16 protein-coding genes and 1 rRNA gene are annotated in these 20,344 nt (G+C 67.9%); 9 read left to right on the top strand and 8 right to left on the bottom strand.

Annotated elements, in window-relative coordinates; all coding sequences use genetic code 11:
* Positions 1-100 precede the first annotated feature (100 nt).
* Entirely contained in the window at positions 101-988 is an 888-nt protein-coding gene (locus D0901_RS14300) for a LysR substrate-binding domain-containing protein (RefSeq protein WP_129140977.1), read from the top strand.
* Here the strand turns inward: D0901_RS14300 and D0901_RS14305 are convergent.
* From D0901_RS14305 to D0901_RS14315, 3 genes are read right to left on the bottom strand one after another with little or no spacing between them, the layout of a single operon-like run.
* A complete protein-coding gene (locus D0901_RS14305; protein ID WP_129140978.1) occupies positions 985-2,493 on the bottom strand; it encodes a tripartite tricarboxylate transporter permease in 1,509 nt (502 codons plus the stop codon). The genes D0901_RS14300 and D0901_RS14305 overlap by 4 nt on opposite strands.
* Before the next feature lie 34 nt (positions 2,494-2,527).
* Complete coding sequence (locus tag D0901_RS14310; protein WP_129140979.1) at positions 2,528-2,983, bottom strand: hypothetical protein; 456 nt, start codon at positions 2,981-2,983, stop codon at positions 2,528-2,530.
* The gene (locus D0901_RS14315; protein WP_129140980.1) at positions 2,980-3,936 is read right to left on the bottom strand and encodes a Bug family tripartite tricarboxylate transporter substrate binding protein; all 957 of its coding nucleotides are present in this window, start codon (positions 3,934-3,936) and stop codon (positions 2,980-2,982) included. Before D0901_RS14315 ends, D0901_RS14310 begins: the two co-directional genes overlap by 4 nt.
* 210 nt (positions 3,937-4,146) lie before the next feature.
* Here D0901_RS14315 and sodC point away from each other — a divergent pair, with 210 nt between their 5' ends.
* Entirely contained in the window at positions 4,147-4,677 is a 531-nt protein-coding gene (gene sodC, locus D0901_RS14320) for a superoxide dismutase family protein (RefSeq protein ID WP_129140981.1), read from the top strand.
* Positions 4,678-4,777: 100 nt separating this feature from the next.
* On the opposite strand, the gene D0901_RS14325 is transcribed toward sodC, so the two are convergent.
* A complete protein-coding gene (locus D0901_RS14325) occupies positions 4,778-5,020 on the bottom strand; it encodes a YheV family putative zinc ribbon protein (protein WP_129140982.1) in 243 nt (80 codons plus the stop codon).
* Positions 5,021-5,083: 63 nt separating this feature from the next.
* Positions 5,084-7,135: an oligopeptidase A gene (prlC, locus tag D0901_RS14330; protein ID WP_129140983.1), complete on the bottom strand. Its 2,052-nt coding sequence runs from the start codon at positions 7,133-7,135 to the stop codon at positions 5,084-5,086.
* Between the two features lie 194 nt (positions 7,136-7,329).
* On the opposite strand from prlC, the gene D0901_RS14335 reads away from it, so the two are divergent.
* The 3 genes from D0901_RS14335 (at position 7,330) to D0901_RS14345 (ending at position 10,063) form a co-directional block, all read left to right on the top strand.
* Positions 7,330-8,670 (top strand): sodium-dependent transporter, encoded by a 1,341-nt coding sequence (locus D0901_RS14335; protein ID WP_129140984.1) that lies wholly within the window; start codon positions 7,330-7,332, stop codon positions 8,668-8,670.
* 64 nt (positions 8,671-8,734) lie between these two features.
* Entirely contained in the window at positions 8,735-9,277 is a 543-nt protein-coding gene (locus D0901_RS14340) for a gamma carbonic anhydrase family protein (RefSeq protein WP_129140985.1), read from the top strand.
* 114 nt (positions 9,278-9,391) lie between these two features.
* Entirely contained in the window at positions 9,392-10,063 is a 672-nt protein-coding gene (locus D0901_RS14345) for a metal-dependent hydrolase (protein WP_129140986.1), read from the top strand.
* A 6-nt stretch (positions 10,064-10,069) separates the two neighbouring features.
* Here D0901_RS14345 and D0901_RS14350 read toward each other — a convergent pair whose 3' ends face one another.
* The 3 genes from D0901_RS14350 to D0901_RS14360 are packed head-to-tail and all read right to left on the bottom strand — an operon-like array spanning position 10,070 to position 14,550.
* The gene (locus D0901_RS14350) at positions 10,070-11,455 is read right to left on the bottom strand and encodes a sigma-54-dependent transcriptional regulator (protein ID WP_129140987.1); all 1,386 of its coding nucleotides are present in this window, start codon (positions 11,453-11,455) and stop codon (positions 10,070-10,072) included.
* Complete coding sequence (locus tag D0901_RS14355; protein WP_129140988.1) at positions 11,448-13,730, bottom strand: ATP-binding protein; 2,283 nt, start codon at positions 13,728-13,730, stop codon at positions 11,448-11,450. The genes D0901_RS14350 and D0901_RS14355 overlap by 8 nt, the downstream gene beginning before the upstream one ends.
* Positions 13,731-13,764: 34 nt before the next feature.
* Positions 13,765-14,550, bottom strand: a complete 786-nt coding sequence (locus D0901_RS14360) for a GntR family transcriptional regulator (RefSeq protein ID WP_129140989.1) — start codon at positions 14,548-14,550, stop codon at positions 13,765-13,767.
* 440 nt (positions 14,551-14,990) lie between these two features.
* On the opposite strand from D0901_RS14360, the gene lldD reads away from it, so the two are divergent.
* From lldD to D0901_RS14380, 4 genes are all read left to right on the top strand, one after another.
* Positions 14,991-16,145: an FMN-dependent L-lactate dehydrogenase LldD gene (gene lldD, locus D0901_RS14365; RefSeq protein WP_129140990.1), complete on the top strand. Its 1,155-nt coding sequence runs from the start codon at positions 14,991-14,993 to the stop codon at positions 16,143-16,145.
* 78 nt (positions 16,146-16,223) lie between these two features.
* Positions 16,224-16,859: an HAD family hydrolase gene (locus D0901_RS14370; RefSeq protein WP_162500879.1), complete on the top strand. Its 636-nt coding sequence runs from the start codon at positions 16,224-16,226 to the stop codon at positions 16,857-16,859.
* Positions 16,856-19,756 carry an FAD-binding and (Fe-S)-binding domain-containing protein gene (locus D0901_RS14375; RefSeq protein ID WP_233440435.1) on the top strand — a complete coding sequence of 967 codons (2,901 nt, stop codon included), beginning with the start codon at positions 16,856-16,858 and terminating at the stop codon, positions 19,754-19,756. Before D0901_RS14370 ends, D0901_RS14375 begins: the two co-directional genes overlap by 4 nt.
* A 515-nt stretch (positions 19,757-20,271) precedes the next feature.
* A 16S ribosomal RNA gene (locus D0901_RS14380) occupies positions 20,272-20,344 on the top strand; the annotation flags it as partial.

Here is a 20,344-nt window from a genome sequence, read left to right on the forward strand (position 1 = left end):
GAGCAGTTCCGTAGTTGGCGAAGTCGTCACTACGGTACTGCACTACACTTTATAATTATAATAAGCTTTTGGCGTCTATGTATAAACAGGGTTTAAGTATATGCGCCACCTGGATCTCTCGCTGCTGCGCACCTTCGTGGCGATCTGCGACGAGGCGAACTTCGCCAAGGCTGCGCTCAAGGTGCACAAGTCGCAACCGGCCATCAGCCAGCAGATGGGCCGCCTGGAAAGCGAGCTGCAGGTGGCGTTGTTCGTCAAGCGCGGCCGTCAGAAGCAGTTGACGCCGGCGGGCATCCGGCTGGCCGAGTATGCCCGCCGGCTGCTGGCCCTGCACGACGAGCTGTGGGCGACCCTGCACGATCAGGAACTCAGCGGGCCGGTGCGCATCGGCGCGCCGGCCGACATCGCCGATACGGTGCTACCCAACATCCTGCAGCGTTTCGCGCGGGCCAACCCCCGCCTGTCGATGGCGATTCACGTCGGCCGCAGTCCCGACCTGATGGACATGCTGTTCGCCGGCGAGCTGGACCTGACCATCTCCACTCGGGCGGTGGCGGGGTATCCGCACCTGCTGCTGCGTAGCTCGCCGGTGGTGTGGATCGCCGCCAGCGACTACCGGCTCGATACCGCCGGCTCGCTGCCGCTGGTGCTGGCCGACGAGCCCAGCATCTTCCGGCGCCTCGCCCTGGAGGCCCTGGATCGCCAGGGCTGCGATTACAAGGAAAGCTATGTCGCCCCCAATCTGGCGGGCATCAAGGCGGCGGTGCGCGCCGGGCTGGGCATCACGGCGCGCAGCATCGAGATGGTCACGCCCGAGTTTCGCGTGCTGGGGGAGCGCCAGGGGTTGCCGGCGCTGCCGGACATCAACTTCTACCTCTACCTGCGCGACGACAACCCCAGCGAGGCGGCCAGCAAGCTCTACCAGCTACTCGCCAGCCAGGTCGGCGGGCGTGCCTCGTCGACCCAGGAGCCCGAGCCGGGGGCCTAGCCCCTGGCGGTGCGGCGCTGCAGCACATAGCGCTTGCCGAGCGGCCAGAGCAGAAATCCCAGCGTGAACAGCAGCATCGTCGCGCTCAGCGGCTGGGTGAAGAAATAGCTCGGCGAGCCCTGCGACAACGACATGCTCTGGAAGAAGGCGCGCTCGATCACCGGCGCGAGCACCAGGGCGAGGATGAACGGCGACAATGGCACCTGCATGCGGTTGAAGCCGAAGCCGATGACGCCGAAGGCCAGGGCGACCAGGATGCCGAAGACGCTGTTGCCGATGGCGAAGGCGCCGGTGAAGCACAGCCCGGCGATCGCCGCGGTCAGCAACGGCTGGGGAACGGCGCGGATCAGGTTGGGCACGATGCGCGCCAGCAGCAGGCCCACGGGGAACATCAGCAGATTGGCGATCACGAAACAGATCACGATCAGGTAGGCGACGTCGGGGCTGTTGCTGAACAGGCCGGGGCCCGGTCGCAGGCCCTGGATCAACAGGGCGCCGAGGAACAGTGCCGAGGTCGAGTTGCCGGGGATGCCCAGCGACAGCAGCGGGACCATCGAACTCGAGACCACCGAGTTGTTGGCCGCCTCCGGCGCGGCGATACCTTCCGGGAGCCCCTGGCCGCAGCGCTCGCCGAAGCGCCGGCGGACGCGCTCGTAGGCCATGTAGATCGCGACCAGCATGCCCGCTCCGGGCAGGATGCCCACCAGGTTGCCGAGGGTCGTCGCGCTCAGCCAGGTCGGCAGCAGCCGGCGTATCAGGCCCCAGGGCAGCAGCATGTCGGTGAAGCGGATCGGGCTCTGCCGGGACGCACTCGCGACCTCGTCGCCCGGCTTGGCGATGAGCATCTCGATGACCACACTCAGGCCGAACAGGCCGATCAGGATCGGCGTCAGCGGCAGACCCTCGAAGAGCCAGAAATTGCCGAACGTGAAGCGCGGAAAGCCGGATTCGGGACTCATGCCGATCATCGCCACCAGCAGACCGAGCAGGCACGACAGCGCGCTCTTCATGGCGTTGCCGGCGCCCATGCCGATCACCGTGGAAAGCCCCAGCACGCTCAGCGAGAAGTATTCGGCCGGCCCGAACTGCAGGGCATAGCGGGCCAGCAGCGGGGCGAAGAACAGCAGGATCAACGCCGAGATCACCCCGGCGAACGCCGAGCTGTAGGTGGCGATACCCAGCGCTCGGCCGGCCTCGCCCCGTTGGGTCATGGCATAGCCGTCGATGGCGGTCAGCACCGAGGAGGCGGTGCCGGGGATCTTCAGCAGGATGGCCGGGAAGGCGCCGCCGAAGCAGGCCGAGCAGTACACGCCCACCAGCAGCGGGAAGGCGATGTCGGAGGGCATGGCGAAGGTGACCGGCACCAGCACGGCCAGGGTGATGGTGTCGTTGAGGCCGGGGATGGAGCCGACGATCAGGCCGAGCGTGACGCCGGCCAGCAGACTCAGCAGCGGCCACAGGCTGATGGCGTGAAGGCCCGCTTGCAACAGGGCAGCATAATCCATGGAGTCGGTTCTCGTTGGGGACGGTCGGCCCGGGTCAGTCGAGGAAGAGACCGAAGACCGGCCCGGTCAGGGGAACGCCGAGCAGGCTGCCGAAGAGAACGCCCAGCCCGAGGGTGAACAGCAGTGCCACCAGGGCGAGCTTGGCGTTCGGCGATTGACCCATGAGCCAGGCGCAGCCGAAGAACAGCGCCCACAGGCCCGCATCGGCGCCCACGGCGGTGAACAGCCAGCAGGCCAGCGCGAGTATCGCCGCGCCCCGCAGCAGCCGCGTGGCGACGATGCCCCGGGTGTCGCTGGGGTGGCCGGGGAACAACCACAGCCCGATCGCGCAGGGGATCAGCAGCCAGCCCAGGATCAGCGGCACGGCGGCGGCCGAGGCCGGATAGTCGTCGGCCAGCGTCAGCACGCCGATCGCCAGGGCCAGGCAGAGTGCCGACAACACCCTGTCCAGCCAGTGGCCGGACAGGGGGGAGAGGCGTTGGCGGATCATGACTGGGTATCCAGCATGGGCAGCACTTTCTGCATCTTCTGGGCGGTGGTGTCGAGATAGCGGCTGAATGCCTCGCCATCGCGATAGTCGACCTTGTAACCGGCGTCGTTCATGCGCTCGACGAACGTCGGCGAGGTCAGCACCTGCTGCAACCGTGACTCCAGTTCGGCTTCGACATCGTCGGGCAGGCCCGCCGGGGCGGCGATGCCGCGGAAGGTGCCCCACTGGAAGTCGTCGCCGGTCGCTTCCTGGTAGGTCGGCACGTCGGGGGCGAGATCGCTGCGCTGGCCGTCCATCACGGCGAGGATGGTGATGTTGCCGTCCTGGGCGGGGCCGACGGCTTCGCCCAGCGACATGAAACTGACCTGGACGTGACCGCCCATCAGTTGCTGCAGCTGCATGGCGGCGCTGGCGTTGTGCACGAAGCGGAATTCGAGCCCCTCCTGCTGGGCCAGTGCCAGGGCCGCGATGTGGTGCGAGGTGCCGTTGCCCGGCGTGGCGACGCTGACGCCCCCGTCGGCGGCGGCGTCCAGGAAGTGCTTCAGGTCGCTCAATTCGCTGTCCGCGGCGGTGACGATCACCTCGGGGTCGAGGTTGTAGAGGGCCAGGGGCGTGAAGCTGTCGACCGAATAGCTGACCGGCTTGGTCAGGGAGTTGTTGATGATCGACGAGGTCATGGCCAGCAGGGTATAGCCGTCCGCGGGGGCCGAGCTGACATACGTCTGGCCGATCACGGCGCCGCCGCCGGGCATGTTCTTGACCACGAACTTGTGCCCGTCGAACGCCTCGGGCGCGTTGTCGGCGATCAGCCGGCCGGTGACGTCGACGGCGCCGCCGGAGGCGAAGGGCACGACGTAATTGACGTTCTTCTGCGGGTAGTCGGCGGCCTGCAGGACACCGCTGGCGCTCAGGGCGACGATGGCCAGGGTCAGGCGGGCATTGATCAGGGGCATGGGTGGGTCCTTGGTTGTGTTGTGTGGAGAGGACGGATCAACGCTATCGCCGAAAAGTTATGTCATCAATTAAATAAATGGCAGAAAAATATAAACATTGCTTACCTCTCTACCGCGGCCCCCTTGGCGGCCTGCCGCGGGTGGTCAGCCGTCGGTGTGTCGACTAGCCTGAGATCGCACACGCGATCACGAACCGGGAAGGAGGGAGACATGCGTTTGTCGCAATGGATGCTGGGCCTGGGGCTCGCCGCGCTGACCACGACCGGGGCCCATGCCGCGACCACCGTCGAGATGCATGCGGTCTCGGCCGACGGGGTCGGCGAGTCGATCGGTACCATCACCGCCGAGAAGACCCCGTGGGGCGTCGAGTTCACGCCCGACCTGAAGGGGCTGGAAACTGGCATGCACGGCTTCCACCTGCACCAGAACCCGAGCTGCGAACCGGCCGAGAAGGATGGCGAGACCGTTGCCGCGGCAGCAGCGGGCGGGCATTTCGATCCCGAGGAGACCGGCACCCACCAGGGGCCCTACGGCGAAGGCCATCTGGGTGACCTGCCGTTGCTCACGGTCGATGCCCAGGGCACCTCGACGACGCCGGTACTGGCGCCGCGGCTGACCATGGACGACCTGGCGGGTCATGCGCTGGTGATCCATGCCGGCGGCGACAATTACAGCGACGATCCGCATCTCGGCGGTGGCGGCGCGCGGGTCGCCTGCGGGGTGATCGAGACGACGCAGTAAGTCAGCGTCTCGCGCACCGCAACGACCCACGAACGGAGACGCAGCGGCCGGGCATTGCCCGGCCGCTTGACGTTGCTGTGGAATCGATTCGCGGGGGGATTCAGCTCTTGGGGTCGAGGATGCGCACCGGCTGCACGCTGTTGTCGTGCTCCTCCTCGCGCGGCTGGTTGACGCGGGTGCTGAGTTCCGGGGCGTCCTGCTCCTCGATCGGCAGCTGCTCGAAGAAATCGCAGGCCACGCAATCCCGATAGCGGATGCCGTTCTGCTCCCAGGTGCGGACCCGGTCCATGGCGGCGCAGCGCGGGCAGATGGCACCGGCGATGAAGCGTTTCTGAACGGCCATGAGGCCTCCTCTATGACGTCGCCGCGCCTCGCAGGGCGCGGCGGCTGGATGAATGACGCCGGTTCAGGCGGCGCGGATGCCGCTGTGGCGCAGCAGCGGCTCGACGCTGGGGTCGCGGCCGCGGAACGCCTTGAACAGCTCGGCGGCGTCGCGCGAGCCGCCCTGCTCGAGGATCTCCCGGCGGAAGCGCCGGCCGGTCTCGGGGTCGAACACACCGGCTTCCTCGAAGGCACTGTAGGCGTCCGCCGAGAGCACTTCCGCCCACTTGTAGCTGTAGTAGCCCGCCGCGTAGCCGCCGGCGAAGATGTGGCCGAAGCTGTTCTGGAAGCGGTTGAAGTCGGCCCGCGGGACCACCGAGTAGCGGTCGCGCACCGCGTCGAGCAGCGCCTGGATGTCGGCCGCCGAGGGGGATTCCAGTTCGTGGTGCAGGCGGAAGTCGAACAGCGAGAACTCGAGCTGGCGCAGCATGCCCATCGCCGACTGGAAGTTGCGCGCCGCCTGCAGCTTGCCGAGCAGGTCGTCGGGCAGGCGCTCGCCGGTGTCGACGTGGGCGGCGATCATGTCCAGCCCCTCGCGCTCCCAGCAGAAGTTCTCCATGAACTGGCTGGGCAGTTCGACGGCGTCCCAGGCCACGCCGTTGATGCCGGAAACGTCGGCGACGGTCTGGCGGGTCAGCATGTGATGCAGGCCGTGACCGAACTCGTGGAACAGCGTGGTCACCTCGTCGTGGGTGAGCAGCGCCGGCTTGCCGCCCACCGGGCGGGTGAAGTTGCAGGTCAGGTAGGCCACCGGCAGCTGCAGGCTGCCGTCCTCGCGCTGGCGCCGCACCCGGCACTCGTCCATCCAGGCGCCGCCGCGCTTGCCCTCGCGGGCGTAGAGGTCGAGATAGAAGCCGGCGATCGGCGTCTCGCCGTCGCGGATCTCGAAGTAGCGCACGTCGTCATGGTAGCGCGGGGCCTGGTCGTTCTCGACGAACTGCACGCCGTAGAGGCGCTCGGTGACCTTGAACAACCCGTCGATCACCTGGGGCACCGGGAAGTAGGGGCGCAGCTGCTCCTGGGAGATCGCGTAGCGCGACTCGCGAAGCTTCTCGCTGGCGTAGCCGACGTCCCAGGGCTCGAGATGCTCGAGGCCGAGCGATTCCTTGGCGAAGGCCTCGAGCTCGTTGAACTCCTCCTGCGCCTGCGGGTGCGCGCGCTCGGCGAGATCGCCCAGGAAGCCGAGCACCTGATCGGGGGTGTCGGCCATCTTGGTGGCCAGCGAGAAGTCGGCGTAGGTGTCGAAGCCGAGCAGCCGGGCCAGTTCCTGACGCAGGGCGAGGATCTCTTCCATGACCGGCGCGTTGTCGAACTCGCCGGCGTTGGGGCCGTGTTCGGAGGCGCGGGTGACGAAGGCGGTGTAGACCTCGCGGCGCAGCTCGCGGTCGGCCGCGTAGGTGATCACCGGGAAGAAGCTGGGGAAGTCGAGGGTGATCCGGTAGCCTTCGACGCCCTTGGCCTCGGCGTTGGCCGCGAGGGTGTCCAGCGCGCTCTGCGGCAGGCCGTCGAGGGCGGCCTCGTCGGTGACGTCCTTGTGCCAGGCCTGGGTGGCATCGAGCACCTGATTGGAGAAGGTGTTGGTCAGCTCGGAGAGCCGCGCCATGATCTCGCCGTAGCGACGCTTGGCATCGGCCGGCAGGTCGACGCCGGCGAGCCGGAAGTCACGCAGGGTGTTGTCGATCGAGCGCTGCTGGGCGGCGTCGAGCTCGGCGTATTCCGGCGAGTCCTTGAGTGCCTGGTAGGCGCGGAACAGGCCCTCGTGCTGGCCCAGCCAGGTGCCGTATTCGGAGAGCTTGGCCAGGCAGGCCTGGTAGGCGTCGCGCAGCGCCGGGTTGTTCATGGTGCCGTTCAGGTGGGAGACCGGTGACCAGGCCTGCGAGAGGCGGTCGTTGAGCTCTTCCAGCGGCAGGGCGAGCGATGCCCAGGTCGGCGTGCCGTCGGCGGCGCGCTCGGCGATGCGTTCGATCTCGGCGCGGTTTTCGTCGAGGATCTGCTCGATCGCCGGGACCACGTGTTCGGGCTGGATCTCGGCGAAGGGGGGCAGGGCATGGGGTTCGAGCAGGGGATTGCGGGACATAGACGGAAATCCTTGTCGACAACGAGCGTTGGGCCATAGATGCGGGCAGGTCGGCGGGCTTTCAACGGGCGACGACGACACGTCCAGGTGCATTGGCCGCCGGGGGCGGGCCTGCTAGTCTTGCGCCTTTCGACAAGCACGCATCGCGACGGGCGGGCATCGGTCGTCGGCGCCAGATTTAAGGATAGGGGATCATGAACGAAACGCTGGAGCGCTGGAGCACGCGGCGTGCATTTATTTTGGCGGTCACCGGCGCCGCCGTGGGCCTGGGCAACATCTGGCGCTTTCCCTACGTGGCGGGCGAGAACGGCGGTTCGGCCTTCCTGCTGCTCTACATGCTCTTCGTGGTGCTGCTGGGGCTGCCGGTGATGATGGCCGAGATCCTGATCGGCCGCGCCGGGCGGCGCAGCCCCATGCAGTCGCTGGGTCACCTGGCCCGGGAGGCCGGTGCCTCGCCGCACTGGCGCTGGCTGGGGCTGTTCGGGGTGATGACGGTGTTCTTCATCCTGTCGTTCTACTCGGTGGTCTCGGGCTGGTCGATCGAGTACCTGGTGGAGTCGATCAACGGTAATTTCGCCGGCGGCACGCCGCAGGCGATCGGCGCCAACTTCAACGGCTTCCTCGCCGATCCGCTGCGCATGACCTTCAACCATACGCTGTTCATGCTGCTGACCATGTCGGTGGTCGCCGCGGGCATTGCCGGCGGGCTGGAGAAGCTCAACAACCTGCTGATGCCGCTGCTCTACCTGTTGCTGATCGTGCTCGCCGTCTATGCCACCACCACGCCCGGCTTCGGCGAGGCGATGGCCTGGCTGTTCACCCCCGATCCGGCCGCGGTCACCCTCGGCGTGGTCCTCAACGCCATGGGGCATGCCTTCTTCACCCTGGCGGTGGGTGCCTGTGCCCTGATGGCCTACGGCGCCTACATGCCGGACCACCAGAGCCTGCCACGGGCGGTGGCCGCGGTGGCGCTGCTCGACGTGGCGGTGGCGCTGCTCTCGGGCATCGCGATCTTCTCGGTGGTGTTCTCGCAGGGGCTGGATCCCGCCGAGGGGCCGGGGCTGATGTTCGTCACCCTGCCGATCGCCTTTTCCGAACTGCCCGGCGGCTCGCTGTGGCTGGCGGTGTTCTTCCTGCTGCTGCTGCTGGCTACCTGGACTTCGTCGATCAACCTCGCCGAGCCGATCGTCGCCACCCTGCAGGGCGCGGGGCTCAAGCGTGGCCGGGCGGCGGCGCTGGTGGGCGTCGCGGTCTGGGCGGTGGGCCTGCTGTCGGTGTTTTCGTTCTCCACCATGGCCGACGTCCACTGGATCGGCGAGATGAATTTCTTCGAGCTGGTGACCACCGTGCCGCTGGATCTGTTCCTGCCGATCGGGGGCCTGCTGATCGCGATCTTCGCCGCCTGGGTGATGTCCGCCGGGACCGCCGAGCGGGCGCTCGATGCCGGGGCGACGGGGTTTCGCACCTGGCGCACCCTGGTGCGCTTCGTTTCCATCCCGCTGGTAGTGGTGGTATTGCTGTCGGGACTGTTTTGATCCTGTCTGATCGCGGCCCGGCGTGGCGTTTGCCCGGCGGGCCCCCTGTCCCGGAGGTGACCCCATGAACCTGAGACCCTTCCAGGGCCACACGCCCCGCCTGGGCGAGCGCGTCTACCTCGACCCGGCCTGCGTGGTGCTGGGCGACGTCGAACTGGGTGACGACTGTTCGGTGTGGCCGATGGCGGTGATCCGCGGCGACATGCATCGCATCCGTATCGGTGCGCGAACCAGCGTGCAGGACGGCAGCGTGCTGCATATCACCCATGCCAGCGACTTCAATCCCGACGGCTTCCCGTTGACCATCGGCGACGACGTGACCATCGGCCACAAGGCGATCCTCCACGGCTGCAGCGTCGGCAATCGCGTGCTGGTGGGCATGCACGCCACGGTAATGGACGGCGTGGTGGTCGAGGACGAGGTGATCATCGCCGCCGGCGCGGTGGTCACGCCCGGCAAGCGCCTGGCCGGCGGCCACGTCTATGCCGGCAACCCGGCCAGGGCGCTGCGTCCGCTGAAGGACAGCGAGCGGGCCTTCTTCACCTATACGGCGGGCAATTACGTCAAGCTCAAGGATGCCTATCTGGCCGAGTCGCCGACGTCCTGAGCCGGTTTTTCGCGAGCGCTCACCTTGTCGCGGAGTGAGCGGCCAACTGTTTGTTTTTTCTGGCCGCCTTGGGCGATAATCTGGATTTACATCCAGTAATCGGGGCGGGCGCGCGTGGCCGACTTCAAGACCCATCTCAGTGTCGCCGTGGCCGGCGGTGCCCTGCTGGCGGTGAGCGGCTGGCAGGCGGCGCTATGGTCGCCGCCGGAGGGCGCGTCGCTGGCCGCTCTGACCGCCTTCGGCGGCATCCTGCCGGACATCGATTCCGACCATTCCCACGCCATTCGGCTGATCTTCAACCTGTTCGCGCTGATGGCGGTGGTCGCCGGGGCGTTGTGGCTGCAGGCCCGGGTCAGCCCGGCGCTGCTGCTGGTCGGTTGCGGCGGGCTCTATCTGGCGGTGCGTTACGGTGCCGGGGCGGTCTTCCGGCGCTTCAGCGTGCACCGCGGGATCTGGCACTCGTTGCTGGCGATGGCACTTTGCGGTCTGGCCACCACCGCGCTGAGCTATCAGTGGCTGGCCCAGAGTGCCTGGCAGGCCTGGGCCCAGGGGCTGGCGCTGGTGTTCGGCAGCGTGATTCACCTCGCGCTCGACGAGCTCTACAGCGTCGATCTGGTCGGCTCGCGGCTCAAGCGCTCCTTCGGTACCGCGATGAAGCTCTTCGACTACCGCGAGCCGGGCAACTCGATGGTCATGCTGCTGCTCGGCGTGGGGCTGGCGCCCTGGCTGCCGCCCTGGCAGTCGCTGGTCGAGCTGCTGGCTCAGGGCGCCCGCTTCTGGCAGTGAGCCGGCTCACTCGCCGGCGCTGCGCTGGCGGAAGTCCTCGGCGCGCAGATCGTACTTCTTGAGCTTGTCGTAGAGGGTCTTGCGGGGCAGCCCCAGGTGCTCGCAGACCGCGTTGACGCGACCGTGGTGGTTGGTCAGCGCCTGGCTGATCAGGCTCTTCTCGAACAGCTCGACCTGCTGCGGCAGGGTCATCTCGCTGGTGGCGGCGTCGCTGCCCTCGAGCAGCCGCTCGAGCCGGTAATCGTAGGCCGCGCCGATCAGCACGAAGCGCTCGGCGAGGTTGCGCAGCTCGCGGACGTTGCCCGGCCAGTCGTGGGCCATCAGCGTCGACACGCCGCCGGCATCGAGCGGCGGCGCCTCGAGGCCGCTGCGGTTGGCGGCGACCACCGCGAAGTGCTGGAACAGCAGCGGCACGTCCTCGCGGCGTTCGCGCAGCGGCGGAATCGGCAGGGTCACGACGTTGAGCCGGTAGTAGAGATCCTCGCGAAATTCGCCGCGCTCGGCGGCCGCCCTGAGATCGACCTTGGTCGCGGCGATCACCCGGATATCCAGTGGAATCGGCCGATTGGAGCCCAGCCGCTCGATGGTGCGCTCCTGCAGCACGCGCAGCAGCTTGACCTGCAGCGAGAGCGGCATCGACTCGATCTCGTCGAGGAACACGCTGCCGCCGCTGGCGTGCTCGAACTTGCCGATGCGCCGTTCCACCGCGCCGGTGAAGGCGCCCTTCTCGTGACCGAAGAGTTCCGATTCGATGATGTTCTCGGGCACCGCGCCACAGTTGATGGCGACGAACGGCTGGCCGCCACGGCTGCTGCGCTCGTGCAGCGAGCGTGCCACCAAGTCCTTGCCCACCCCGGTCTCGCCGAACAGCAGTACGTCGGTCTCCACCTGGCTGATTCGCTGCAGCATGGTCGTCAGGTGCTGCATCGCCGGGGTGCGCCCGACGATACGCGGCCCCGGTGCGGCGCGCTGGGCGTCGAGTTCGGCCTTGAGGTGACGGTTCTCGAGACTCAACCGGCGCTTGTCGACGGCGCGGCGCACCACCTCGGCGAGCCGCTCGCCGGCGAAGGGCTTCTCGAGGAAGTCCCAGGCGCCCTCGCGCATCGCCTCCACCGCGGTGGAGATGTCGCCGTGACCGGTGATCAGGATCACCGGCAGGTCCGGGTCGCGGCGGCGTACCTCGCGGAGCAGTGCCAGGCCGTCCATGCCCGGCATGCGGATGTCGCTGATCACCACGCCGGGATAGTCCTCCTCCAGGGTGGCCAGGGCGCTCTCGGCGTCACCGACGGTCTGCGGGCGGTAGCCGGCCAGCTCCAGGGTCTGGCTGGCGGTGATGCGCAGGTGTTCCTCGTCGTCGACGATCAGTACCGGGGTCGCGTCCGGCTCATGCATGACGGTTCTCCTCATGGGCCGCGACGCGCGTCGCGGACTCGGTGCTCGATGGCGGCGCGCAGGCCGGCAGGGTGATGGTGAAGCGCGCGCCGCCGCCGGCGACGTTGGTGGCGGTGAGCCGGCCGCCCAGGTCGTCGATGATGCGCGCCGAGATCGATAGCCCCAGCCCCAGCCCCTTGCCGGTGGCCTTGGTGGTGAAGAACGGCTCGAAGACCCGGCCCAGGTGGTCTTCGTCGATGCCCGTGCCGTTGTCCTCGACCTCGATGCGCACCTGGCCGGCCTGGGTCGTGATGCGCAGGGTGAGCCGCGGCGAGGCGACGTCGGCCATCGCCTGCAGGGCGTTGCCGATCAGGTTGACCAGCACCTGCTCGAGACGCACCAGATCGGCATGGACCCAGACGTCGCCGGCCGGCCAGTCGCGCACGACCTCGATACCGGCGCTGATCAGGCGGGCACGGTACAGGCGCAGGGCGTAGCCGAAGCCGGCCTGCACCGACACCGGGGCGAGGCTGTCGCCGCTCTTGCGCGAGAACTGCTTGAGCTGGGCGCTGATCTCGGCCATGCGCGCGGTGAGCTCGACGATCTGGGCGAGATTGGCGCTGGCCGCCTCGCTGCGCCCGCGCTCGATGAACGCCTGGGCGTTCTCGGCATAGGCGCGGATCGCCGCCAGCGGCTGATTGAGCTCGTGGTTGATGCCCGCCGCCATCTGCCCGAGTACCGCCAGCTTGGCGGCCTGGATCAATTCATCCTGGGCCTGGCGGAGGCTGGCCTCGGCGCGCTTGCGCTCATCGATCTCCGACGACAGTCGGCGGTTGGAGGCGAGCAGGTCGCGGGTGCGCTCCTCGACGCGCTGCTCGAGCTGATCGCGGGCGCGCGCCAGGGCCTGCTCCTGGGCCTTTCGCTCGCTGATGTCGAAGACCGTGGCCAGCCAGCGCTGGCCGTGGGGGCTGATCAACTGGCTGACGGTCAGCTCCAGCGGCACGCGCTCGCCACCCGGGCGCAGGGCCAGGACCTCGATCGCCGGCGACTGACGGGTGTGACGCAAGGCGGCGATACTGCGCGCATCCGCCGGCGAGAGCAGTTCGGTGAGGTGACGACCCTCGACGGCTTCCGGGGCGTGGCCGAACAGTGCCTGGGCGGTGGGATTCAGATAGGTCAGGGCGGTGTGTTCGTCGAGCACCAGCAGGCCGGCCCGGGTGCGGTCGATGATCCCGCGAACCCGCGCCTGGCCTTCGGCGAGGGTCCGCCGCTCGCGGTTGGCGAACAGTTCGCGTTCGCGGCGCAGCCGCCAGCGCTGCCAGCCGATGCCGCCGGCCAGGATCACCACGCCGTAGAGCCCCGCGGCGAGCATGCCGGCCTGCCATTCGGCGCTCTCCAGCGAGGTCAGGGGCTTGAGCATGCGCATCTCCCAGCCCTGCTCCGGGAGTTCGCGGGTCACCGTCAGGAAGCGCTTGCCGGCCAGCGGGCCCGACGCGAAGCTCATCAGCCGCGAACCGTCGGCGCGCCGGCCCAGCGACTCGACGGGCAGCACGGGCAGTTCGGTGCCGTCATAGCGGCGGACCGCGCGCAACTGTGCCCGGACCTCGGGGGCGAGCGGGGCGAGGCTGGTCAGACGCAGGCCGGGCTGGCTGGCCATGAACACCACGCCGTGCTCGTCGCTGATCAGCAGTTCACCGTTGAGGCTGGTCCAGTTCTCCTCGAGCGGGGCGATGAGCACCTTGACCACCACCACGCCGAGGATGTGCGTCTCTTCGTCGTCGTTGACGCGTACCGGGGCCGAAAAATAGTAGCCGCGCTCCCCGGACTGGGTGCCCAGGCCGTAGAAACGGCCTTCGCGGCCCTGCATGGCATCCAGGAAGTAGGGGCGGAAGCCGTAGTTCTGACCGACGAAGCTGTGCGGCAGGTTCCAGTTGCTGGCCGCCAGGGTGGTGCCCCGGTCGTCGAGCAGGTAGATGTCGGAGACGTCGGCGATGGCCCGGAAGTGATCGAGCATGAGGTCGAGGGTCAGCACGGCCTGGGGGGCGTCGGGGTGGGCCAGGGCGTACTTGACCGCCTCGCGGCTGGCCAGCAGGCGCGGCAGATAGTCGTGACGCGACAGATAGGCGGAGACGCCGGCGGCCGACAGGCGCAGTTCGTTGCGCCCCTCGTTGTAGAGTGAGTCCAGCGCCTCCTCGCGAGCCAGCACGACGGCCTGCCAGACGCTCAGCGCGAGTCCCAGCGGTACCAGCAGTACCAGCAGGCGTCGCCAGAGTCTGGGCAGCCGGGTCGCTTGCATGCGGGGTCCTCCCTCGTGGCGCGACGACGTCGCGTCAGTCGTCGCGCTCGGGCAGCGCCTGGGCGCGCCGCAGGGCCCGCTGGGCGCGGGTCTCGGCGCGTTCGAGTTCGAGCAGCCCTTCCTCGACGAACACCAGGTGCTCGTGGGCCCGCGAGCGGGCGTCCTCGGCGCGCCCCTCGAGGATCGCGTCGAGCAGGGCACGGTGCTGGCGCATCAACTTCTCGCGGGAACCGGGTTTCTCGAACAGGTGGGCGAGGTTGGAGACGATGCTCTTCTCGAGCAGATGGAAGATGCCGCGAATGGTATGCAGCAACAGCACGTTGTGTCCGGCCTCGGCGATCGCCAGGTGAAAGGCGGCGTCCGCCTTGGCCTCGCGGTTCGGGTCGTCCTTCAGGTCGGGTTGGGCGTAGGAGTTCTCCAGTTCCTTGAAGCGGCGTATCAACAGCTCCTTGTCGGCGGGGGTGGAACGCAGCGCCGCATAGTAGGCCGAGATACCCTCGAGGGCATCGCGGAACTCCAGCAGATCGAGGTGGAACTCGCCGTGACGCGAGAGCATTTCCAGCAGCGGATCGCTGTAGCCGCTCTTGAGTTCCTCGCTGACGAAGGTGCCGCCGCCCTGGCGGCTGTGCAGCAGGCCGCGTGCCGAGAGCTTCTGGATCGCCTCGCGCAGCGACGGGCGCGACACGCCGAAGCGTTCGGCCAGTTCGCGCTCGGGAGGCAGGCGCTGCCCCGGCGCCAGGCTGCCTTCGAGGATCATTGCCTCGAGGCGCTCGGTGATGACATCGGCGATGCGCGGCTGTCGGACCGGCTGGTAGACCATGGCGTATTCTCGTGAAAGACCGGGTGGCTTGACCGTGTCGTCGCGGCGGTCGTGACAAATTGTGTCAAAGGCGGGACAGGGCGGCTAACAACAAATTGGTTTTACCAATATTGATCTTCCGGAAACCGGCTGGCAATGCCGGGATGACGGGATTTTCGGGTGTGGCGACAAGGTCTTGAGTACCCGGATTGGCCGATGCATACCAAAGTATAAGAGGATTTTGTCCTGCGTGGAGCGCATCGGATTTGACTCTCGCCTAGCCTTGGCCATAAGGTTCTGAATCTTGGATTGTCAATTGGTTTTACCAATTTACCGGGCTGTCTCCTTCCCGGGCGTCAGCCTGGCGGATTCGGGAGGCGTCTCGCCGCCACTTGGCCGCTTCACACCCGGCAGGCACGCCGTGACGGCCGCCGTTCGTTCAACCTCGCACAGGGCACGCCATGATCGTTTCCGCGTCCACGGACTACCGCCAGGCCGCCAAGCGCCGCCTTCCCCCCTTTCTTTTCCACTATGCCGACGGGGGCGCCTACGCCGAGCACACCCTGCGGCGCAACGTGGCGGATCTCGCCGAGATCGCGCTGCGCCAGCGGGTCCTGAAGGACATGTCCTCGCTGTCGCTGGAGACCGAGTTGTTCGGCGAGTCCCTGGCCATGCCCGTCGCCCTGGCTCCCGTGGGGCTGACCGGAATGTACGCCCGGCGTGGCGAAGTGCAGGCGGCGCGGGCGGCGGCCGGCAAGGGCATTCCCTTCACGCTGTCGACGGTGTCGGTGTGTCCCATCGCCGAGGTGGCGTCGGCCATCGATCGCCCTATCTGGTTCCAGCTCTATGTGCTGAAGGATCGGGGCTTCATGAAACATGTGCTGGAGCGAGCCAAGGCGGCCGGTGTCAGGACGCTGGTCTTCACGGTGGACATGCCCGTGCCGGGCGCCCGCTATCGCGACGCCCATTCCGGGATGAGCGGTAAGCACGGGGCGCAGCGGCGTATTCTTCAGGCGATGACGCACCCCCGGTGGGCCTGGGATGTGGGCGTCCAGGGGCGTCCTCACGACCTGGGCAATGTCTCGGAGTATCGCGGCCATCCCACGGAGCTCGAGGACTACATCGCCTGGTTGGGCGATAACTTCGATCCGTCGATTTCCTGGAAGGACCTGGAGTGGATTCGCGAGTTCTGGGACGGTCCGATGCTCATCAAGGGCATCCTCGACTCGGAGGATGCCCGTGAAGCCGTACGCTTCGGCGCGGATGGCATCGTGGTGTCCAACCATGGCGGGCGTCAGCTCGACGGCGTTCCCTCCACCGCGCGTGCCCTGCCGGCCATCGCCGATGCGGTCAAGGGCGACCTGGCGATCCTGGCCGATTCCGGCGTGCGCAACGGCCTGGACGTCGTGCGGATGATCGCCATGGGGGCCGATACCGTGCTGCTGGGGCGGGCCTTCATCTATGCGCTGGCCACCGCCGGCGAAGCGGGCGTCAGCCACCTGCTCGAGCTGTTCGATAAGGAGATGCGTGTGGCGATGACCCTCACCGGGGCGCGCAGCATCGCCGACCTGGGCCCGGATTCGCTGGTGTCCGGCATCGCCCGGGGCGGGGAATGAGCGCCAGGGCCGCCTCGTCGCGAGCGGCGGTGATGGGGCATCATGCCGACGGGGTGTCACATGATTGAGGAGGGGATGATGGGCGACGCGACGCTGTTGCTGTTCGATGCCGGGGGCGTACTGGTCGACTGGCGGGGCACGTCCGGCCTGGTGGAATTGACCGACGGGCGTCTCGATCATGAGCAGGCGCGGCGCTTCTGGATGGGCTTCGAGGCGGTGGTGCCGTTCGAGACCGGCGATGACGACGGCTCGCGCTTCGCCCGGGCCGCGCTCGAGGCGCTCGAACTGGACATGACGCCGACGGCCTTTCTCGAGGTCTTCGATGGCTGGATGCAGGGGCCCTATCCCGGGGCGCGCGAGCTGGTCGAGAGCATCCGTGCTGCGTATCGCCGCGCGGTGTTGAGCAACACCAACCCCGTGCACTGGCCGCGGTTGATCGACGATTACCATTTCGGAGCCCCCTTCGAGCGCGCCTTCGCTTCCCACGAGATCGGTGCGCGCAAGCCCGATGCCGACGCCTTCGAGATCGTCTGCGAGGCGCTCGGCGTAGCGCCGTGGCAGGTGCATTTCTTCGACGACAATCCCGAGTGCATCGAGGCCGCCCGCGAGCTGGGCATGGCGGCCACCCGAGTGCAGGGGCTCGACGAGTTGCACCGGGCCCTGGCCGAACTCGGCGTGCTGTACCCGTCCCCCATCCAGCGAGGTTCGCGATGAGCGCCGTCTCCCCGTCCGCCACCGCCATGAAGGCGCCCTATCGGGCGCTGCTCGATGCCCTGCGCGACAGCCTGCCTGCCGAGTGCCTGATCCACGACCCGCTGCGCCTGCTTGCCTATGGCACCGATGCCAGCTTCTATCGACTGGTGCCGCAACTGGTGGTGCGCCCGCGCGACGAGGCGGAACTGTCCACGGTGCTGCGCGAATGTCACGCCCGGGGCTTGCCGGTGACCTTCCGTGCCGCCGGCACCTCGCTGTCCGGGCAGGCTCTGAGCGACTCGGTGCTGATCCAGCTCAACCAGGGCTGGCGCGATCATCGGATCCTCGACGAGGGGCGGGCGATCCGTCTGCAGCCGGGTGTCATCGGCGCCCGCGCCAACGCGCTGCTGGCGCCGTACGGACGCAAGATCGGCCCCGACCCGGCGTCCATCGGCAGCTGCATGATCGGCGGCATCGCCGCCAACAACGCCTCGGGGATGTGTTGCGGCACGGCGCAGAACAGCTACCGCACGCTGCGCGACCTGCGGGTGATCCTCGCCGACGGCACCTGCCTGGACACCGGCGACGCGCAGAGCGTGGCGGCGTTCCGCGCGTCTCACGGCGCACTGCTGGCCGAACTCGAGCGTCTGGGGCGCGAGACCCGCGGCGATAGCGAACTGGCCGAGAAGATCCGTCACAAGTACCGGCTCAAGAACACCACCGGCTATGCCCTCAACAGCCTGGTCGACTACACGGATGGGCTCGACATCCTCTGTCACCTGATGATCGGTTCCGAGGGGACGCTGGGCTTCATCAGCGCGATCACCTACGACACCGTGCCCGACGAGCCCGAGAAGGCCGCGGCGCTGGCCTTCTTTCCCGACATGGCGACCACCTGCCGGGCGACCATCGCCCTGAAGGCCGCGCCGGTCTCGGCCGTGGAGCTGATGGATCGCGCCGCGTTGCGCTCGGTGGCCGATCAGCCGGGCATGCCGGAAGCGCTGGCGACGCTTCCCGAGGGGGCCGCGGCGTTGCTGATCGACGTGCGCGGCGACGATGAGGGCGCGCTGGGAGAGCGCATCGAGGCGGTGCAGGCGGTGCTTGCCGAGGTGGCCACCGTCGAGCCGGTGACATTCACCCGCGACCCGGCGCGCTACGCGCTGTACTGGAAGATCCGCAAGGGGCTGTTCCCTGCGGTGGGGGCGGTGCGCGGCGTGGGCACCACGGTGGTGATCGAGGATGTCGCCTTTCCCGTCGAGCGTCTCGACGAGGGCGTGCTGGCGCTCACCGAAGTATTCCGGCGCCACGGCTACCACGAGGCGATCCTGTTCGGTCACGCGCTGGAGGGCAATCTGCACTTCGTCTTCCCCCAGGGCTTCGAGAAGCCGGGCGAGGTCGAGCGCTACCAGGCGCTGATGGACGAGGTGGCACAGCTGGTGGGTGTCGAGTATGGCGGATCGCTCAAGGCCGAGCACGGCACCGGACGCAACATGGCGCCCTACGTCGAGCTGGAGTGGGGCGAAAGCGCCTACCGCCTGATGTGGTCGATCAAGGCGCTTTTCGATCCCGATAACCTGCTCAACCCCGGAGTGATCCTGAGTCGCAACCCGACCCAGCACCTGGAGAACCTCAAGCCACTGCCAGCCGCCGACCCGCTGGTCGACAAGTGCATCGAGTGCGGTTTCTGCGAATCGGTGTGTCCGTCGCGGGCGCTGACCCTGACGCCCCGGCAACGCATCGTGGTGCGCCGCGAGATGGCGCGACTCGAGGCGCTCGGCGAGCGGCGCGATGCGGCGGACGAGCAGCAGCTCGCGACGTTGCGCGACGGCTATGCCTACGACGCCATCGAGACGTGCGCCGCCGACGGGCTGTGTGCGACCCAGTGCCCGGTGGGTATCAACACCGGCGACCTGGTGCGCGAATGGCGCCACGCGCACAACGCGAACCAGGCCGGCTTGGCCCGGCGGGTGGGAACTCACTTCGCCGGGGCCACCCGCGCCGCCCGTGGCTTGCTGGGCATGGCCGATGGCGCTCATCGCCTGCTGGGCACGTCGTCGATGAGCCGCATCACCGGTACGCTGCGCCGCGTCAGCGGACGGCGCCTCCCGCAGTGGCTGCCGAGCCTGCCGGCGCCGGCAGCGGTGCGCGTGATCGAGCAACCGCGCGGTTCGCGAGGGGGCGCCGGCAAGGTGGTCTATTTTCCGAGCTGTGCCACACGGGTCTTCGGCCCTACGCGGGGCGACGACGAGCAGCGCTCGGTGATGGCGATCACCCTGGCGCTGCTCGACAAGGCGGGGTTCGAGGTCATCGTGCCGGACGCGCTGAATGACCAGTGCTGCGGCATGGCCTTCCAGTCCAAGGGCCAGTTCGAGACGGGCGAGCGCAAGGCCGAGCAGCTCAACCGGACACTGCTGGCCGCCAGCGAGAACGGGCGCCATCCGGTGCTGTGCGATACCAGTCCCTGTACCCTGCGCATGACGGAGACGCTCGATGCCCGCTTGAGCCTGCACGAGCCGGTGGGCTTCGTGCTCGAGCGGGTACTGCCGCGGCTATCGATCACGCCCAAGCGCGAACGCATCGCCGTGCACGTCACCTGCTCGAGTACCCGCATGGGGCTGGGCGACAGCTTCGTCGCCCTGGCCCGGGCCTGTGCCACCGAGGTCGTGGTGCCGCCGGGCATCACCTGTTGCGGCTTCGCCGGTGACAAGGGGCTCACCACGCCCGAGCTCAATGCCTCGGCGCTTGCCGGTCTGGGCGAGGCGGTCGCCGGGTGCGAGGTCGGCTATTCCAACTCGCGGACCTGCGAGATCGGCCTGTCCGAGCATGGCGGGATCCCCTATCGGTCGATTCTGGCGCTGGTCGACGAGGTGAGTCTGCCCCGTGATGCGGTTGGCGCCGAATCGCTGGCCGAAGGCTGAGGCGGGTCCGACCAATCATTCCGACCTTGGTCGCAAAAAAGGGCTTGCAACAGGCCGGGCTGATCCGTAAAGTACGCATCCGCTGCCGACGACGGGACACGTCACCGGCGGTGACGGGAGAAGCAAGTGGCTGTTTCTTCGAGGGTTTTAGAGAACGGCGGTGAACAAATCGCTTGCCGGATCGCCTCGAAGGCTGTAGACTTCGCTCCCACGATTCGCCGGCCTTTCGGGTCAGCGGTCAGGCGCGGCCGAGATCGATTGCGGATCTCGCCCGGTGTTCGGCACCGGTCACCGAGGCTTGACAGCGCAGCGCGAATCGGTAGAATACGCCTCTCTCGCGGCGAGGCGCCTTCGGGCAAACGACGCGATGCTCTTTAACAAGTCGATCAGGTAATTCATGTGGGCGCTTGGCCACGATACGGTGACACTGTCACATGATATCAAGGCAAGCGACTCGTCAAGAGACGTTTGAACCTTGAGCCAGGTTTGGTCCGCCTAACGGACCATCAGACTTTCAACTGAAGAGTTTGATCATGGCTCAGATTGAACGCTGGCGGCAGGCTTAACACATGCAAGTCGAGCGGTAAC

Source organism: Modicisalibacter coralii, assembly GCF_004117855.1.
Taxonomy (GTDB): Bacteria; Pseudomonadota; Gammaproteobacteria; order Pseudomonadales; family Halomonadaceae; genus Modicisalibacter; species Modicisalibacter coralii.

Bases quoted from the DNA above. Each gene is read 5' to 3' on its own strand.
- D0901_RS14300 (WP_129140977.1), top strand. From the start codon at position 101: ATGCGCCACCTGGATCTCTCGCTGCTGCGCACCTTCGTGGCGATCTGC.
- D0901_RS14305 (WP_129140978.1), bottom strand. From the start codon at position 2,493: ATGGATTATGCTGCCCTGTTGCAAGCGGGCCTTCACGCCATCAGCCTG.
- D0901_RS14310 (WP_129140979.1), bottom strand. From the start codon at position 2,983: ATGATCCGCCAACGCCTCTCCCCCCTGTCCGGCCACTGGCTGGACAGG.
- D0901_RS14315 (WP_129140980.1), bottom strand. From the start codon at position 3,936: ATGCCCCTGATCAATGCCCGCCTGACCCTGGCCATCGTCGCCCTGAGC.
- sodC (WP_129140981.1), top strand. From the start codon at position 4,147: ATGCGTTTGTCGCAATGGATGCTGGGCCTGGGGCTCGCCGCGCTGACC.
- D0901_RS14325 (WP_129140982.1), bottom strand. From the start codon at position 5,020: ATGGCCGTTCAGAAACGCTTCATCGCCGGTGCCATCTGCCCGCGCTGC.
- prlC (WP_129140983.1), bottom strand. From the start codon at position 7,135: ATGTCCCGCAATCCCCTGCTCGAACCCCATGCCCTGCCCCCCTTCGCC.
- D0901_RS14335 (WP_129140984.1), top strand. From the start codon at position 7,330: ATGAACGAAACGCTGGAGCGCTGGAGCACGCGGCGTGCATTTATTTTG.
- D0901_RS14340 (WP_129140985.1), top strand. From the start codon at position 8,735: ATGAACCTGAGACCCTTCCAGGGCCACACGCCCCGCCTGGGCGAGCGC.
- D0901_RS14350 (WP_129140987.1), bottom strand. From the start codon at position 11,455: ATGCATGAGCCGGACGCGACCCCGGTACTGATCGTCGACGACGAGGAA.
- D0901_RS14355 (WP_129140988.1), bottom strand. From the start codon at position 13,730: ATGCAAGCGACCCGGCTGCCCAGACTCTGGCGACGCCTGCTGGTACTG.
- D0901_RS14360 (WP_129140989.1), bottom strand. From the start codon at position 14,550: ATGGTCTACCAGCCGGTCCGACAGCCGCGCATCGCCGATGTCATCACC.
- lldD (WP_129140990.1), top strand. From the start codon at position 14,991: ATGATCGTTTCCGCGTCCACGGACTACCGCCAGGCCGCCAAGCGCCGC.
- D0901_RS14370 (WP_162500879.1), top strand. From the start codon at position 16,224: ATGGGCGACGCGACGCTGTTGCTGTTCGATGCCGGGGGCGTACTGGTC.
- D0901_RS14375 (WP_233440435.1), top strand. From the start codon at position 16,856: ATGAGCGCCGTCTCCCCGTCCGCCACCGCCATGAAGGCGCCCTATCGG.